The sequence below is a fragment of the Myxococcus sp. CA033 genome, assembly GCF_013336625.1.
Classification (GTDB): Bacteria; Myxococcota; Myxococcia; order Myxococcales; family Myxococcaceae; genus Myxococcus; species Myxococcus llanfairpwllgwyngyllgogerychwyrndrobwllllantysiliogogogochensis.
Window position 1 is genome coordinate 561,386 of the sequence record NZ_JABUMU010000001.1, and the last position, 16,055, is coordinate 577,440.

At 67.5% G+C, this 16,055-nt stretch carries 13 protein-coding genes; 6 read left to right on the forward strand and 7 right to left on the reverse strand.

Translation table 11 applies throughout. The features are described from left to right. Positions 1 to 21 precede the first annotated feature (21 nt). Entirely contained in the window at positions 22 to 1,029 is a 1,008-nt protein-coding gene (locus HUA78_RS02210; protein WP_174465862.1) for a GlxA family transcriptional regulator, read from the reverse strand. 52 nt (positions 1,030 to 1,081) lie between these two features. On the opposite strand from HUA78_RS02210, the gene HUA78_RS02215 reads away from it, so the two are divergent. Beyond that, a complete protein-coding gene (locus HUA78_RS02215) occupies positions 1,082 to 1,831 on the forward strand; it encodes an SDR family oxidoreductase (RefSeq protein WP_141645271.1) in 750 nt (249 codons plus the stop codon). On the opposite strand, the gene HUA78_RS02220 is transcribed toward HUA78_RS02215, so the two are convergent. Further along, a complete protein-coding gene (locus tag HUA78_RS02220; RefSeq protein WP_174475555.1) occupies positions 1,761 to 3,290 on the reverse strand; it encodes a hypothetical protein in 1,530 nt (509 codons plus the stop codon). The two genes, HUA78_RS02215 and HUA78_RS02220, sit on opposite strands and share 71 nt — an antisense overlap. A 235-nt stretch (positions 3,291 to 3,525) precedes the next feature. Between HUA78_RS02220 and HUA78_RS47195 the strand changes: the two genes are divergently transcribed. Beyond that, positions 3,526 to 3,654: a hypothetical protein gene (locus HUA78_RS47195; RefSeq protein ID WP_256434328.1), complete on the forward strand. Its 129-nt coding sequence runs from the start codon at positions 3,526 to 3,528 to the stop codon at positions 3,652 to 3,654. A gap of 735 nt (positions 3,655 to 4,389) precedes the next feature. Here HUA78_RS47195 and HUA78_RS02225 read toward each other — a convergent pair. From HUA78_RS02225 to HUA78_RS02235, 3 genes are all read right to left on the reverse strand, one after another. Then, positions 4,390 to 4,992: an RNA polymerase sigma factor gene (locus tag HUA78_RS02225; protein WP_371745473.1), complete on the reverse strand. Its 603-nt coding sequence runs from the start codon at positions 4,990 to 4,992 to the stop codon at positions 4,390 to 4,392. Next, positions 4,968 to 5,183: a DUF2892 domain-containing protein gene (locus HUA78_RS02230; protein ID WP_174453394.1), complete on the reverse strand. Its 216-nt coding sequence runs from the start codon at positions 5,181 to 5,183 to the stop codon at positions 4,968 to 4,970. Before HUA78_RS02230 ends, HUA78_RS02225 begins: the two co-directional genes overlap by 25 nt. Before the next feature lie 192 nt (positions 5,184 to 5,375). Next, complete coding sequence (locus tag HUA78_RS02235) at positions 5,376 to 6,605, reverse strand: hypothetical protein (RefSeq protein WP_174475556.1); 1,230 nt, start codon at positions 6,603 to 6,605, stop codon at positions 5,376 to 5,378. Between the two features lie 533 nt (positions 6,606 to 7,138). Between HUA78_RS02235 and HUA78_RS02240 the strand changes: the two genes are divergently transcribed. The 3 genes from HUA78_RS02240 (at position 7,139) to HUA78_RS02250 (ending at position 13,796) form a co-directional block, all read left to right on the forward strand. Continuing rightward, positions 7,139 to 9,337, forward strand: coding sequence for an RCC1 repeat-containing protein (locus HUA78_RS02240; protein WP_174475557.1), 2,199 nt, complete (start codon positions 7,139 to 7,141; stop codon positions 9,335 to 9,337). A gap of 124 nt (positions 9,338 to 9,461) precedes the next feature. Further along, positions 9,462 to 11,810: a DUF3857 domain-containing protein gene (locus HUA78_RS02245; protein ID WP_174475558.1), complete on the forward strand. Its 2,349-nt coding sequence runs from the start codon at positions 9,462 to 9,464 to the stop codon at positions 11,808 to 11,810. Between the two features lie 336 nt (positions 11,811 to 12,146). After that, positions 12,147 to 13,796: an LVIVD repeat-containing protein gene (locus tag HUA78_RS02250; RefSeq protein WP_174475559.1), complete on the forward strand. Its 1,650-nt coding sequence runs from the start codon at positions 12,147 to 12,149 to the stop codon at positions 13,794 to 13,796. On the opposite strand, the gene HUA78_RS02255 is transcribed toward HUA78_RS02250, so the two are convergent. After that, positions 13,783 to 14,325 (reverse strand): hypothetical protein, encoded by a 543-nt coding sequence (locus HUA78_RS02255; RefSeq protein WP_174475560.1) that lies wholly within the window; start codon positions 14,323 to 14,325, stop codon positions 13,783 to 13,785. The genes HUA78_RS02250 and HUA78_RS02255 overlap by 14 nt on opposite strands. Before the next feature lie 41 nt (positions 14,326 to 14,366). Then, entirely contained in the window at positions 14,367 to 14,498 is a 132-nt protein-coding gene (locus HUA78_RS47200) for a hypothetical protein (protein WP_256433092.1), read from the reverse strand. A gap of 207 nt (positions 14,499 to 14,705) precedes the next feature. Between HUA78_RS47200 and HUA78_RS02260 the strand changes: the two genes are divergently transcribed. After that, a complete protein-coding gene (locus tag HUA78_RS02260; protein ID WP_174475561.1) occupies positions 14,706 to 15,962 on the forward strand; it encodes a hypothetical protein in 1,257 nt (418 codons plus the stop codon). Positions 15,963 to 16,055 lie beyond the last annotated feature (93 nt).

Here is a 16,055-nt window from a genome sequence, read left to right on the forward strand (position 1 = left end):
CGCCGTTACAGCATGAAGACTTCACGTCGCAAACCGCTTCCGGTAGTCGCTTGGCGAGATGGAAAGATTGCGCTGGAAGGTCACCCGCATCCTTTCCTCGTTCCCGAAGCCGCACACGCGGGCGATCTGGTCGACGTTGCGCTTCGAATCCTCCAGCATCCGCCGGGCGGCCTCCAGCCGCAGGACCTCGATGGCCTTCGCCGGAGTACGGCCGGTCTTCTGCTTGTAGACACGCGCGAAGTTGCGCGGGCTCATGCGGGCTCTTTCGGCCAGCGCTTCGACGGTGAGGTTGTCGCTGCCCAGGTTGTCGGAGATCCACAGGTGCAGCTCATCGAAGGCGTCGCCGTCCTTCGTCTGCGACTTCAGCAGCTCACTGAACTGCGACTGCCCACCCGGCCGCTTCAGGAAGACGACCAACTCCCTTGCCACCTTCATGGCCAGGTCATGTCCATGGTCCGCCTCCACCAGCGCGAGGGCCAGATCGATTCCCGCACTGACGCCGGCCGAGGTCCACACAGGGCCTTCACGGACGAAGAGCGCGTCGTGGTCGATCTTGATTGAAGGGAAGCGCTCGCGCAGCAGGTCGCACATGGCCCAGTGTGTCGCCGCGCGCTTGTCCTGAAGGAGCCCGGCCTGGGCCAGCAGGAAGGTGCCGCTGCAGACCGATGCGGTGCGGCGGGTCGCTGCCGCCTTCAACCGCAGCCATTCAATCAGCGGCTCGGAGCGGGCCAGCACCTGCTCGATGTTCGGCGAGCCAGGAACGACGACAGTGTCGACAGGGACTCTCGCGAACGCGGCGAGCGGCACCGTCTGCAACGCGACGCCTTCCGCCGACTGCACCAGCCCACCATCAAGGCTCGCCGTGTGGCGGAGGTATCCCGGCAAGCCGCACTCCGCCAGGGCCTTTGAGGCGGCCCAGAACACGGTCTGCGGCCCCGTCAGGTCCAGCAACCCCATGTCGGGAAAGGCGACGAAGAGCACGGTGCGCTGCCCGCCCGAAACTGGCAGAAATTCCGGGGTATCTGTCATGGCTGCCAGACCCTTTCATGCCTACATTCTCGTCGTCAACGGAGAGGCAAACATGAAGATCGTGGTCATCGGTGGCACCGGCCTCATCGGAACGAAGGTGGTGACGAGGCTTCGCGGGCAGGGCCACGAGGTGGTGGCGGCGGCGCCCAGTTCGGGCATCAACGCCCTCACGGGTGAAGGCCTGGAGGAGGCGCTCGCGGGCGCGCGGGTGGTCGTCGATGTGGCGAACTCGCCGTCGTTCGAGGACAAGGCCGTGCTGGAGTTCTTCGAGACCTCGGGGCGCAATCTCCTCGCGGCGGAAGAGAAGGCCGGCGTGAAGCACCACGTCGCGCTGTCGGTGGTCGGCACCGAGCGGCTTCTCGGCAGCGGCTACTTCCGCGGCAAGATGGCGCAGGAAAAGCTCATCACTGCCGGCAGGATTCCGTACACCCTCGTGCGCTCGACGCAGTTCTTCGAGTTCATGGGCGGCATCGCCAAGGCGGGAACGGAAGGCGAGACGGTGCGCGTTTCCACGGCGCTCATCCAGCCCATCTCGTCGGACGACGTGGCGGACGCGGTGGCCGAAGCGGCGCTGGGCGCGCCGGTCAATGGCATCGTCGAAGTGGCCGGGCCGGAGCGAGTGCGACTCGTCGACGTGGTCCAACGCTTCATGACCGCGAAGCAGGACGGGCGCAAGGTCATCGCCGATGCTCACGCGCCCTACTTTGGCGTGGAGCTGGACGACCAGTCGCTCACGCCGGGCGACGGAGTTCGTGTCGGGCCGACGCGGTTCGAGGAGTGGCTCCGCCGTTCCGCGACATAGTCCGAGCGCGGGAAAACATTGGGGAGCTGCCTGGTTCCGCCTTGCGCGACGCGGGAGGGGCCAACCACAGCGCCCCGGCGGCGAACGTGGAGATGGCCGTCCAGTAGTAGAAGCGGTATTCGGCACTCACGCAGACGGGAAGGTACGCGAGCGCGTAGATGGCTCCGGACGCGGCCACGCAGAACATCAGCCCGCCATCCCGTGCGCGGCGCCTCCAACCCACTCCGGCCAGCACCACCGACAGCACCAGCCACAACCCTCCACGAGCGACGACCGTCGGCCATGCCTCTCGCATGGCGGCGAAGCCCCGGTGGACCAGGGTGTGCTTTCGCAGCTTCAAGCCCTGGTCGTTCAGGTCGATGTCCCGGTGGTAGGTCCCGACCTCCCGGTAGTAGATGTCGGAGAAGCCCACCAGCCCCAGGTTCGCGACATACGACGCCCATCGATGCCGCAGATAGGCTCCTGGGTAGGTACGCACGACGCGGAGCCACTCCCGCGTCAGGGGCTCCTTCGCCTCCAGGAGCGTCCCCGGCGTGAGGGCACCCCGTGTTGGGTCTCCCCATAGAATCCGCCCCACCGTGCGCGCGTCATAGAGGTAGACCAAACTGGCCGCATCCCACTGCCACCGCTCCATCAGGGGTGAGCCCTCCATCGCCGCGGGCTCGCGCGAATAGACACCCGCCACGTCGAACACCAGGAGCGCGCCGCCAATCCAGGTCTTCCGCACGCTGGCTGCGCGCTCGACGAAGCCCGGTGCGCCCGCCAGCACCGCGAGGAGCAACACGCCGGCGATGACAGGCCGGACCCTGTCCTTCATCAGCGCCGGCACGCGCGCCACCACCATGGGCACCAGCATCATGCTGGCGGTGATGGCGTTGTGCCGCGTCAGCGTCGCGGCGATGAGGCACGCGAAGGCCCAGCCCGGTCGCCCCCGGGTGAGCAGCACCACCGCCCACAGCAGGCAGACCGCATTGAACACGTCCTTCCAGAGCGTCACCCCCACCGCCCAGGTGCTGGGAAGGACCCAATACACGACCAGCAGCACGAGCGCGGCCAGCCCACGCCGGCCCGCGACGCCCCCGAGCAATGCGACGGGCCCCAGCGCCAGCCCCAGGAGCTGGAGGGCCAGCACCGGCCACGTCGAGCCCGTCAGCAGGAAGGCCTTGCCCAACACGAAGGAGAAGAAGGGCGAATGCCAGTCCGAGTACTCCCCCGTCTGCCCTTGCCACAACATGGTCAGCGAGTCATTCGACATGAGACCAGGCTGGAAGGCCACGAACAGCAGCACGCCCCAGACGAGCGTCAGGCCCCGGCGGACGTGCCAGCTCCCCAGCCTCGCGAGCAGACGATTCCAGACAGATGCGTTGTCGGAAGCGACCGCAGCGGCCTGGACGGGCAGCCCAGCCGAAATGGGTGCAGCCTGTTCCACTTCCGGCAACGCCCGGCCTTCCCTCCCCATTGCGACGCTCCTCGTCGGGAAACGAATTCGCGAGGAGCCTGTCAGGTCAGGTCGGTAGAACTCAAGTTGGGCCTCCGCAGCTCCGGCCCCATCCTCCCAGGCGACAGGGTTTGGGCGGATGTCGCGTGGAGCCAGTCCCGCCGGAGGAAGCCGCGCGAAGGACACGCCCAATAGGAACAGGGAGACTTGTCATCAGGGGGAGGCCGCCCTGTGCTCGACTGGTACCGTCAAGTGCGTGTCGTTGAACCTCACCTGGATTGATGGGAACCAGTGGTGCAGTGGCACCTATCCCCTGCGCCCGGATGCCCTGGTCGAGTGTGCCGAGTGGTGCCCTGAAACCTGCGTCGACAGCGGTTTCGACTGACCTCGTGTCGTTGCGTCAGGCGCACTGAGATGAGGGGACGGCGCGGCCGTGGACCGGGGTTCGACGCGCGGGCGACGTGTCGTGCCGTCCTCTCCCCATGAATTTGCTCAAGCCTGAACCAGACGACCGCGAATCAATCCCAGGAAACACTGAACCGATACCGTGCTCAAAGAAATCGGGCGCCCCCCGTCTTGTCATTGACCAGAACCATCAACGGCCCATCGAAAACGGAGCCATCCTCCCCACTCCGGTCAAACAAGACGACCCATTCGTCGGCCATCCTCGGGTGCTTCCGCGCTCCTGAAGCCAGCCGCAATACCACCTTCAACTCTCGCGCAACAAAACGCCGCGCCGCATCAGTCGCCTCGTCAGCATTCATCGCCCAGACGCCCTCCATTCAATGATGTACCGTCTGCATCAGGCTCGTCGGCCGATAGCCCTCGCCCATCATATATGACGAGAGGTGCCGGCCGAGCTCGGTGGGGTACCACGACTTCGCACCGAGACGGAACGGACACGGCTCAACCCCTTGAGGCATACGCCCGCTGGGGCTGCCCCGTCGGGTGCCGTCAGGACGCAACCACTCGGCACCTGCCTCCAAACCCGGCACAGGCGAAGATATCCAACGCCAAGGTCCCGCGCAGCGGCCCGGCCCCATCCAGTCCCCGCGCCCACTCGATGAAGCCCGATGGCGCCACACACCCGGTGCCCGCGAAAGGCACCTGCTCATGAACTTCAGTTCAGGTGCTTCCCGCGCTCACTCCATTCACCGCGGCGCAGCAGCTCCTCGCGCAGCTGGGTCCGCGCACGGTGCAGCCGCGTCTTCATGGCGGCCAGCTCCAACCCCAGGGCTCTACAGACCTCCTCGCCGGAGAGTCCCTCGAGGTCTCGCATGATGAGCACCTCGCGATAGATGGGCTCCAGGCCCGCGATGGCCGCATGGACGGACTGGATGAGCTCCCATCGCTCAAGGGCCTTCTGCGGGTCGAGCGCGTCGGGCACAAGGCCAGCGTCCTCCCCCAGTTGCTCGCCCAGGGACTGCCGCTCGCGGACGAAGGGACGGAGCATGCGCAGGCACGTGTTGCGCACCACGCTCATCAACCACGAGAGGACGCTGGCGTCCCGCTGCACCTCGGGGCGCTTCGCGAGCTTCGTGAAGGCCTCCTGCACCGCATCGTCCGCGTCGTAGCCGTCCCGGCACACGCGCAGGCCGAACCGGTACACCCGGTCGTGGTAGGTGCGCACCAGCGCGGCGAGGGCCTCGTCATCACCCCGGGCCGCCGCGGCAAGCAACCCTCCGTGCCCCGCGCCCATCAGCGCCCCGGCCCCAGGGGGCACGTCGAGCGGCCCATCAGGGCATAGCCGAGGCAGCTCCCCGCCAGGGCCGAGAAGAGCAGATACGCCCCCAGCACTCCGAAGGTCGCGACCCGGATGGCCAGCGACAGCGGCGCCAGGGCCGCACACGTGACCAGCACCAACCCGCCCAGGGCCCTGAACAGCCGCTCCACCTTCCCGACATTTCGCTTCATGACGCCCTCCATTCACCAGGAGAAGTCACGTCGCGCCAGAAAGGATTCAGGGCCCCGGATTTTTTCGCCGCCCCGCGTGCCAGATTCGCGGGGAGTCCACGGGAGCCAACACGCGCCCCCGCGGACACCGGTGGCGCTGATCCTCCGTGCTGGGTGGCTCCCGGACACTTCCGCCCCACGGGAAGCCGTGAATCAGGCGGTGCTTCGCACTGGCGCGGAACGCTCCTCCGTCGCGGATGCGTCGCCGGGCACCGAGGGCAGCAGGCTGACCTTCAATTTCGCCACGTTGGGTGTCACCCCGAAGAAGGAATCATAGGCGTTGAGGTGCTGCTGCCCCACCGTCGTCATGAAATCATTGAAGCTACCCGGATGGGGAGGCAGCGGCGACGGCGTGAACTTCTGCGAAGGCAGTCTGACGTAGGGATTCGGGCTCGGCAGCAATTGGTACATCTGGTTGATCGCGCCATAAACAAGGTTGGCATCGAGCCCCAGGAAGCCGCTGAGCGGGCCGTAGAGCGTCTGGCACGACTTGTTCTCGACGTAATCCCACACCACGTCGTTCTGCACATTGTACGGCTGGACGTTCATCAAGTTGGTCCAGCCGTGCGGCACCACATCGTACTGGTTCCAGATGACCTGGTTCCAGTAGCCATAATTCGCGATGCCGGAGATCGCCGTCGGCGGAAAGAGCGCAGTAAAGGCGTTGACGAATCCTTGATCTCCGGTCGAGGGGGCGGCCGTCGGCAGCACATAGAGCGCGGCCCACCGCTTCACATCGAAGACGTTCTGATAGAGCCAGCGGGCCAAGGTCGGGCAGAGCGAGCCACCCAGGCTGTGCCCAGCGAAGATCAGCGTCGCCTGATAGGACGCTTTCTCCCCCAGGAAGGTCTGAAGCGATTGATTCGTCTGCGAATCCAGCATGTTCAGCAGATTCGTGGTCCCCCGTGCCGCCCCCTGCGAAACGTTCCCCACGTTGAATTGACTGGGACTGGTGCTGTTCGTCGGGGTGATTCCCACCGGGAAGGCCACCGTGTTCGTGACGCTATTGTCCAGACAGTCCGTGTCGTACCAATTGTGCGCGGTGTCGCTGTTCCCGTTGGTACCAGCAATCGCCACGACATAGCAGTCCGCTTGCGCATTGTGGACCGCGTACATGACATTGTCGGCCACCTTGGACACCCTGCCCTTGCCGCTGCAGTCTGTGTCGGTTTGATAGACGCAAGGTCCCCACACTCGCGTCCACACACCCAATTGTTGACTATTGCTCGTCAACGCAGCATCGATGATAGGCCCAAGCTGCTGAGCGATGTTGGAGGCCGTGTCTTCCAGGCTGTCGCCCAGACCAGAGAACCTCGAAAGCTGGTATACCGTCTGGATGATATTGTAGCTTCCGCCGGTATAGATTGGCTGTACGATGCTCATACGAATGAGCCTCCCCTTGTGTGGTGATGATTCGCTCGGAAACCCAAGCAGAAGGCATGCCAGCACGCCCTGCCGCGATTCCCCAAGGCAATCACACGCATCTCAGGACTCACACCAGGCGGTTGACGCGTCAGCAGGGGTCCTGACGCGTCAGGAGGGTGCTTGACGCGTCAGCGGCGACTCGATGGCCGCGAGCCGGAGGGCTACGAAGCCACCCCAACCTCGAGGACGACGACCCCGGGGCCGGCCCTGGAACCGGTTCACCCCGCACATCCCGCCCCGTTCCGAGCACCGCGAGTCACCGGCCGCCCTGTTCCGCTTTTTGTACGAGGTCGAGAATAAACCGAAGCCCGGGCACGTCAGGGGCCGCGCGCTCGTGTCCCCCAGGAAGCGCGCGGTGGATGACCGCGGAGGGTCCGGCGCGCCCGATGCGGGTGCGGCGGGTGCCGTCATCGCGGCAGACCCGATGTTTCACCATGACAAACAGAGCAATGCCAGTGCAGCCGGACAGGCAATTACATCAGGAGCGATACATGCAACGGAGCGAAGGTCAGCGGATGAGCCGATGGCTGGGAGTCTGCCTCGGACTGTGGTTCGCGGTGGGCTGTGGCCAACCCCCGACGGGGGAGTCCGTCGAGGAAGCATCGGTGGGCTCGCCCATCACGCGCACGAAGCCGCGCGCCCGCATCGCCGCGGGAAGGGACCATTCCCTGTCAGTGCGTCCGAACGGCACCGTGTGGGCGGCGGGCTCGAACGAATACGGGCAGTTGGGCAATGGCTCCACCACGAACAGCGCCGCGCCCCTCCAGGTGCAGGGACTGACAGGGGCGACGGCGGTCGCCGCGGGCTCGATTCACTCGCTGGCGCTCCGCTCTGGCGGCACCGTGTGGGCCTGGGGATACAATGGCAGCGGTCAGTTGGGAAATGGCTCCACGACATCCAGCCCTGTGCCCGTACAGGCGCAAGGGGTGACGGGGGCGACGGCGGTGGCCGCGGGCACGGATCACTCCCTGGCGGTGATGGCGGATGGCACCGTGCGGGCCTGGGGCTACAACGGCTCTGGCCAACTGGGCAATGGCACCACCACCTCCTCTTCCACGCCCGTCCAGGTGCAGGGGCTGACCGGGGCCGTGGCCGTGGTCGCGGGCAGGAATATGTCCCTGGCCCTGCGCTTCGACGGCACGGCGTGGGCCTGGGGCTACAACGGCTCTGGCCAACTGGGCAATGGCACCACCACCTCCTCTTCCACGCCCGTGCAGGTGCAGGGGCTGACCGGCATCACGGCTGTCGCCGCGAGCGAGGATTACGCGCTGGCGGTGAAGTCCGACGGCACCGTGTGGGCCTGGGGCAACGCGTACCTGCCCATGACTCCGTGGCCGCTCTCCACGCCCGTGCAGGTGCAGGGGCTGACCGGAGCCGTGGACGTGGCCGCGGGCAATCTGTTCTCCCTGGTGGCGCGCTCCGATGGCACCGTCTGGGCCTGGGGCTACAACGCCGAGAGCGGTCAACTGGGCGACGCCACCAAGACTGGCCGCACCACGCCCGCGGTGGTGCAAGGGCTGACCGGGGTCACCGCCATCGCCGCGGGGCGGGACCACGCCATGGCCCTGCGCTCCGATGGTTCCGTGTGGACCTGGGGCAACAACGACGTGGGGCAGCGTGGAGATGGGACGCCCGCGAGTCAGTTCCTGCCAGTGGCGGTGCAGGGGATGAGCGAGACATCCTCCGTGGCGGCGGCCCTGTCCCACTCCCTGGCGCTGCGGTACGACGGCTCCGTGTGGGCCTGGGGCGCCAACTACGCCGGCCAGCTCGGGGATGGGACGACGACGCGCCGGGCCGCGCCCGTGCAGGTGCCGGGGCTCGGCGGCGTCATGGCTGTCGCCGCGGCTGGCGACCACTCGCTGGCGTTGCTCTTCGACGGCACCGTGTGGGAGTGGGGCAACGGCGGCGCCGTGCCGGTGCAGGTGCAGGGGCTGAGCGGAGTCGTGTCCATCGCCGCGGGAGGGGGCCACACCCTGGCGCTGCGCTCCGACGGCACCGTGTGGGCCTGGGGTAACAACTCCGTCGGGCAGTTGGGGAATCCCGGTGCCGGTTACGAGAGCGCCACGCCGGTGCAGGCGTCGGGACTCAGTGACGTCGTGAAGGTGGCGGCGGGTGGCGTACACTCGCTGGCGGTGCGCTCCGACGGCACCCTCTGGTCCTGGGGAGACAACTACGGAGGCCAGTTGGGGGATGGGTCCAAGAGCCGTCGCTTCACGCCCGTGCAGGTGCAGGGACTGACTGGGGTCGTGAGCGTGTCGGGAGGCAATGCACATTCGCTGGCGGTGCGCTTCGATGGCACCGGGTGGGCCTGGGGCAACGGCGGGACGGGCACGCTGCTGCTCGCCAATGGCTGGTACAGCCGCACCCGACCGGCGCAGGTGGCGATGACGGGCCTGGTGGAGATGGCTGGAGGCGGGGGCACCTCGCTGGCCTTGAGCGCCACCGGCGCCTTGTGGGCCGGCGGCACCAACGAATCAGGGCAGCTGGGCAATGGCACCACGTCCAATCCGCTCGCGCCGGGGCAGGTGCAGGGGCTGGGCGGCGCGGTCGTCACGGCCGCCGCGGGAGGCGACCACATGCTGGCCGTACGTGATGACGGCACCGTGTGGGCCTGGGGCCACAACGCCGATGGCCAGTTGGGCCATGGCGCCCCCTCCGACGGCATCACTCCCAGCATCTCCCTTCTGTAACCCCTGGGACCACCGCGGGCCCGGAGCGAGCATGGCTCCGGGCCCGCCCGTCGGCGCATGGCTCGACTCCCGCCCGGAGTCCTTGCGAGCCCATGGGGCATGCCTCCATTCTCGCCCTCCTCGCATGCGCTCCGTTCATCTCCTCGCGCCCCTCACCGCCCTGCTGCTCGGCCTCACCCTCCCCTCCAGCGCGGCCCCCAAGGACACAGAGCGTTCCTTCCGGGTCCAATCTCCCGCGGCCTGGGTGCGCCCGGTCGCGCTGGAGACGAGGGACTCGCGGCCCCTGGGCGAAACCGGGGGCGTTCACTACGCGCTCGCCGATCTCCAGGTGCGCGCGGAGCGCCCGCGGGTGGAGCGTTATGCCCACTACGCGCGACGCGTCCTCACCGAGGGCGGCATCGAGGAAGCCGCCGAAATCAACGTGACGTTCGACCCATCCTTCGAGCGTCTCACCCTGCACGGCGTCTGGTTGCACCGCGGCGGGCAACGCAAGGATGTGCTGGAGCCCCAGGCCGTGAAGGTCATCCAGCAGGAGCGCGAGCTGGAGCAGCGGCTCTACAACGGCACCCTCTCCGCGCTCATCTTCGTGCGCGACGTGCGCGTGGGTGACGTCATCGAGTACGACTTCACCGTCGAGGGCGACAACCCTGTCTTCGACGGCCGCTTCCTCGCCTCCGTGGAAACGCGCTACGGCACGCCCCTGGGCCACTGGCGCTACCGGTTGCTATGGCCCTCCGCGCGCGGGCTGCATGTGAAGCAACACGGCACGGACGTGTCTCCCTCCGTGAAGGAGGCGGGCGGTGTGCGCGAGTACGTCTGGGAGCAGCACGACGTGCCGGCGCTCAGCATCGATGACTCGCTCCCCTCCTGGTACCAGCCCTGGCCCTGGCTGCAGCTCAGCGAGTTCGATAGCTGGGCCGCGGTGGCGCGTTGGGCCGTGCCCCTCTACCAGGCGCCCGCGCGGTTGCCCCCGACGCTCCAGGAAGAGGTGAAGCGACTGCGCGCGGCGCACGCTTCCCCCTCCGCGCGCCTGCTCGGGGCGCTGCGCTTCGTGCAGGACGAGGTGCGCTACCTGGGGATGGAGCTGGGTCCCAACTCGCACCGCCCCCATGCTCCGGAGGAAGTGCTCGCGCGGCGCTTTGGTGACTGCAAGGACAAGACGCTGCTGCTCGTCACGCTGCTGCGAGCGCTCGGCATCGAGGCCAGGCCGGCGCTCGTCCACTCCGCCTGGAAGCAGAAGGTGGAGTCGATGCATCCGTCTCCCGTCGTGTTCGACCACGTCATCGTCCAGGCGCGCCTGGAGGGGCACGACTATTGGCTGGACCCCACGGCCTCACACGAGCGCGGTCCGTTGGAGTCCTTCGAGCCGCCGCCGTTCCGCCGCGCCCTGCCGATTGACGAGGCCACCACGGGACTGGTGGAGATTCCGGAGCCGCTCAGGCTGGAGCCCGTGATGGAACGGGAGGAGTCCTACACGGAGAGCGCCGACGGCCAACCCGTGACCCTCACCGTGACGACGCACTGGAAGGGTCCGAGTGCCAATCAAATGCGCCGAAACCTCTCCACCGCGTCACTGAAGGACGTGGAGCGTGAGTACCTCAACTTCTATGCGCGCGATGACCCGACGATTCGCGCCACCGCGCCGCTCTCCGTGCAGGACGACCCGGAGCGCAACGTCATCACCCTGGTGGAGCGCTACGTCATCGAGTCCTTCTGGTTGGAGCAGCAGCGCGAATTCACCGCATCCACCATCACCCGCTACCTCACCCGACCGCGCATCGGCCAGCGCACCATGCCCCTGGCCATCATGCACCCGGTGAATGTGCTGCAACGCATCCGCTTCGAGTCGCTCCACTCCATGCGCATCAGGCACCAACGGGACACCGTCCAAGGACCCGCCAGCGCACTCGACTACCGGTTCTGGACGGAGGACAGCGACAACGTGCTCTTCCTCGAGTACCGCTACCACAGCCTCGCGGACGCGGTGGAGCCCGCCCGGTTCATGGCGCACCTGGAAGCCCTGAAGCGGATGGAGACCCACGCCGGCTACCAGGTGACGCTCGGCACGACTCACGGCAACCAAGGCCGAGGCCAGTCCGGGTTCACCTGGTTCGGCGTGGCCATGGGGCTGGGGGGCCTCGCGCTGGGCGGGCTCCTCATGTTCATGGGTGACGGGCCGCGCGCGTTCCTCCGGGACGTGCGGGCGCGAAAGCGCAAGCGGGCGTTCTCGCGCAAATTCGCCTCTGTCGAAGGGGACAGCCCCGCTCAGGCCATGTCGCTCGCCACCGTGGGCGAGCTGCACGCGCGGCTGTCCGGAGTGCGCTGCGCGTGCGGCGTGGCCGGTGCCGGGGCACCGAAGCTGGAGGAGGTCGTCCTCGGAGAGCAGCACCTCGTCCTGGCGAAGTGGACATGCTCCGGCTGTGGCACCGGACGCCATGCCTACTTCACGGTGCGCGAGGAGCGCGCGGCCTGAGTCCCTACGGGCCGACGCGCACCTGCGCGGGTGTCCTCCCGGGATAGGAGGCCGTTCCCGCCAGCCTCCGTGAGTCCGTGCTCCGGAGGGCGGGACGGTTGCGATGCAAATCAGCGACCAGGGTGTCCGGAAACCCGGGATTGGACGGCCACCAGTCCTGAGTTCCCCTCGTGGAGCAAGGACCCGCACGCCCCGGAAGTACGACGACCTGAGCCCCCCGTTGGCAGGCACACTCCACACGCCACATGGAGTCCCCCCTACCTCCGAGGTCCCTCCTTGACACGCTCCCTTCGTACCCTAGGGCTCATTCTTTCGACCTTGTGTCTCTCGCCGCTGATGGGTTGCGACGAGGACCCACCCTCCCCATCCACCCCCGACGCGGGCCGGGACGCGGGCAGCGATGCAGGCCCCAATGAGACCCCGGACGCTGGACCGGACGCGGGCCCCAATGAGAACCCGGACGCGGGACCGGATGCGGGCGTGGATGCCGGTCCCTATGTCTGGGATGGCACCTACGTACCGCTCGAGGAGCATGGGGACGTCGAGGACAAGGGCATCCTGGCCGACTGCAAGTTCGACCCCCGGAACGTCTCTCCCACCATCTGCAACGAACTCGACCGCGCCGACCTTTTCGACCTGTCCCAGTGTGAGACGCAGTCGCTCGGCGCGCTGGCCCAGGAGGGTATCTACCAGGTCGAGCTCCGGGGAGAGCGCGCGCTGCCGGATGGCGGCACCCGCATCGTCCCTTCCTCGACGGGGTTCCTGCTTCGCGACGACGGCGGCACCAGCACCCTGTATGACCAGCCCGTTCTCAAGCTCGTCATGGAGGGAGACCGCTTTGTGCTGCAGGGCCAGGTGCCGCGAACCGGCACCGTCATGAACCTGACGGGCTGCGAGACGAAGGCCCCCAACATCCTCACCGGCTGCTTCGCATCTTGCCGCCGAGGCCAGTTCACCCAGGGCGGCACCTTCGAGGCCCACCGCGTCGTCAAACAGGAGGCCGAGCCCGAGTCCTCGGGCGGGCTCGCGCTGTTGTCCGAGCACCGCGTCTCCACGGGCCTGGCCGTGGACATCTACGTCACCAAGGGGCACGCCTACGTCGTCTCCATGCCCCACCAGGACCAGTTGGGTGGACTCACCGTTTTCAACGTGAGCAACCCGCGCAACCCCGTGCGCACCGCCTCCATCAGCCTGCCTGGGGACAACTTCTGGAATGGCGTGTGGGCCAAGGACAACGCGCTCTACGTCGCGAGCAATGACTCGGGCGTCGTCGTCTATGACATCTCCCAGCCCGCCGAGCCCCTCTTCGTGCGCAGCCTGTCCACGGGCGGAGACGGAGGCGCGCACACGGTGCTCGTCGACGGCAACTTCCTCTACGCCATGGTCCCCATCTCTGGCACCTTCATCTACGACCTCACCCACCCACTTGACCCGGTGCTGCGCACCGTCATCCCAGGGGGTCCCCACGACTCCTTCGTCTACGAGGGGCGCCTGTACATCAGCGACTCCAGCGACGGCTATGCCCTCTTCGACCTCGCCAACCTCGACGACATCCGCGAGGTGGGCCGCTACATCATTCCCAATGGCTTCTCCCACCACAACGCGGTAGGCACCTTCGGGGGGAAGACCATCGCCTTCGAGGGCGGTGAGTTCAATGCCTCTCACGTGCGCGCGCTCGACGTCACCGACCCGGCGAACATCGTGAAGATTGGCACCTTCAAGATGCGACGTGTCACCTCCATGCACAACCTCATCCTGCGCGGCAACCTGCTCTACGTCGCGTGGTACCAGGAGGGCTTGCGCGTGCTGGATGTCTCAAACCCCACCCAGCTTCGCCAGGTGGCACACCACCACGTCTTCCGCGAGACGGACCCGCTCCGGGGTGACAGCCTCTTCGAGGGCCTCTTCGGCGTGCGCGTCCCGGGCGACGGCTACGTCTACACCGCCGAATCCTCCCGAGGGCTCATGATCTTCAACGAGCTGTGAGCTTCCTCGGCGCTTCGTAGGAATGAGGCATCCCCAGGTGAGGTCGGCGCCTGGGGGTGCACGCATCCCCCTTCACTAGCCGTTCGCCTTCCTCGAGGTTCTCCACCTTGAGGAGCGGCTCGACGATCTCCACGACGCCGGGCGCCATGCTGACGTGCGTACCCTTCCGGTCATGCATGCGCGCGAGCACGCGATACCGGCCCAACGGCACGTCGGCGGTCCGCCAGTCGAAGACCGTCAGCGCCGTGGCCGCCGCGGTGCCGAGCACGAGCGGAATCTGATCCGAAGTCGTCTCCGGATCGCCATCCGCGTCGGCGAGCAGGTCCACCGTGGTCGCCCCCGCGACGGTCGACACCCACTCGATGGACACCGGCACGCCGGGAGCGAGGGTCAAGCGCTCAGCGGGACGGACAACCGTGATGTGTCCGACGGCGTCGCCGCCAGGAGGGCGGGCATATTCCTGAGAGCCACAGCCCACGGTCATTGCAGTCACAAGGCCGAGCCGCGAGAGGTGCAGGCGCGTGGGCATGCCGGCACGCTAACACCCGGTGCGCGAGGTCAGCCCACGACTCAGGGCAGGTTGTCCGCGATGACCGCCCGGAGCGGCGTCTCGTGGAATCCCAGGGTGCGAACTCGCTCACCGAGGATGTCCTGCTTGGAGTCCACCTTCGGTGACCTGTCTCGCATCACGATGACCTTCACGCGAGCGTTCGGTCTCTCCACGCATCTGCCGGATGCACGCGCCTGGATTGGGATGACGACCTGACGACTTCGCCAGGAAATTCAAGAAAAAGCCGCAATACGACTTCAAGTCCTCCGCATGAAGTGATGGAGTGCCAGTCCGCAGGGCCCGGCATGTGTCCGCCGTGACTGGCCGGGAATCACTCGATGTCATGGGGGGCGAACGTCATGCGCCAGCAAGCGATTCTTCGTGTCGTGGTGGGGAGTGCCTCGCTGTGTCTGGGAGGCTGGAGTGAAGCAGTGTGGGCCGGAGGGCCCGCGCAAGGCCCCGTGGGAGTGCTCGCGGAGCCCGCCAGTGGAGCCGCGCGTCCCCGGACGCTGGATGAAGCGCTGCTTGAGGTGGAGCGCGAGGTGCCGGGCTTCGGCGGCATGTATCACGATGAGAAGGGGCGGCTCGTGGTGCGCCTGGTGAATGCCACCGCGGCGCCGGCCGCGCGCCGGGCCATCGCCTCCGTGTTCGGCGCGGAGAGGATTCCCCAGGCGGGCGTCGTCACACAGCCCGCCACGCGGACGTTCTCCCAGCTCAAGGCCCTGCAGGAGCGACTCACACCGGACGTCCTCGCGCTGCCGGGCACCGTCTTCACGGACGTGGACGAGAAGTCGAACCGGGTGGCCATTGGCGTCGAGAAGGCCGAGGCGCGGGCCATCGTCGAGCGGGCCATCGCGCGCCTGGCGGTGGCTCGGGACGCGGTGGACATCGTCGAGTGGGGGCCCATCAACCCCACCAACGTGCAGAGCGGATGGACACCGGTGGGGGGCGGACTGCAGATAGAGACGCCGGGCAAGTACTGCACGCTCGGCTTCCCCGCGCTCCAGGGCGGAACGCTGGGCTTCGTGAGCAACTCGCACTGCACCCAGGTCCAGGGCGGGGTGGAGTCAACGCCCGCGTACCAGGCGGTGGCGCCGTGGCTGGTGGGGACGGAGACGACGGACCCCGGCTACGCCAGCGGAGGAAGCTGCCCGGCGGGGCGCATCTGCCGCTCGAGCGACAGCGCCTTCTTCCGCGGGGAAGCGGCCATCGCCACCTACGTCGTGCAGACGCCGGGCGCGTTCGACCTGAACATCTCCGCCTGGCCGGAAGTGACGGGGAAGGTGCTGTACCCCTCCCAGGGACAGACGGTGTTCAAGACGGGCCGCACCACGGGCACCACCAGCGGCACCATCCAGTGGGCGTGCGCCACGGTGAATTCGGGCGGTACGCCACACACGTTCTACTGCAACTACATCGCGACCAGCGCCACGCAGAACGGCGCTGGCGGTGACAGCGGCTCCCCCGTGTACTTCCTCAATGGCAACGGGGTGACGCTGACGGGCCTGATGTGGGGCGCGGGCGCCAGCCCGTGGAACTTCGGCTTCTCGCCCCTGGGCGGCGTGCAGGCCGAGCTGGGCGTCGTCCCGTACTGCCAGGGCGGCGTGGGCTGCTGAGCGGCTCACGCGCCCGGGAAACGACCTGGGAGGAGGAGGGTCCACTCCTCTTCCTCCCAGAACGGGCCGCCCTTCACGGGGGATGAAACCGCC

Bases quoted from the DNA above. Each gene is read 5' to 3' on its own strand.
- HUA78_RS02260 (WP_174475561.1), top strand. From the start codon at position 14,706: ATGCGCCAGCAAGCGATTCTTCGTGTCGTGGTGGGGAGTGCCTCGCTG.
- HUA78_RS02230 (WP_174453394.1), bottom strand. From the start codon at position 5,183: ATGAAGCGAAATGTCGGGAAGGTGGAGCGGCTGTTCAGGGCCCTGGGC.
- HUA78_RS02245 (WP_174475558.1), top strand. From the start codon at position 9,462: ATGCGCTCCGTTCATCTCCTCGCGCCCCTCACCGCCCTGCTGCTCGGC.
- HUA78_RS02235 (WP_174475556.1), bottom strand. From the start codon at position 6,605: ATGAGCATCGTACAGCCAATCTATACCGGCGGAAGCTACAATATCATC.
- HUA78_RS02250 (WP_174475559.1), top strand. From the start codon at position 12,147: ATGGGTTGCGACGAGGACCCACCCTCCCCATCCACCCCCGACGCGGGC.
- HUA78_RS02210 (WP_174465862.1), bottom strand. From the start codon at position 1,029: ATGACAGATACCCCGGAATTTCTGCCAGTTTCGGGCGGGCAGCGCACC.
- HUA78_RS02220 (WP_174475555.1), bottom strand. From the start codon at position 3,290: ATGGGGAGGGAAGGCCGGGCGTTGCCGGAAGTGGAACAGGCTGCACCC.
- HUA78_RS02255 (WP_174475560.1), bottom strand. From the start codon at position 14,325: ATGCCCACGCGCCTGCACCTCTCGCGGCTCGGCCTTGTGACTGCAATG.
- HUA78_RS02215 (WP_141645271.1), top strand. From the start codon at position 1,082: ATGAAGATCGTGGTCATCGGTGGCACCGGCCTCATCGGAACGAAGGTG.
- HUA78_RS02240 (WP_174475557.1), top strand. From the start codon at position 7,139: ATGCAACGGAGCGAAGGTCAGCGGATGAGCCGATGGCTGGGAGTCTGC.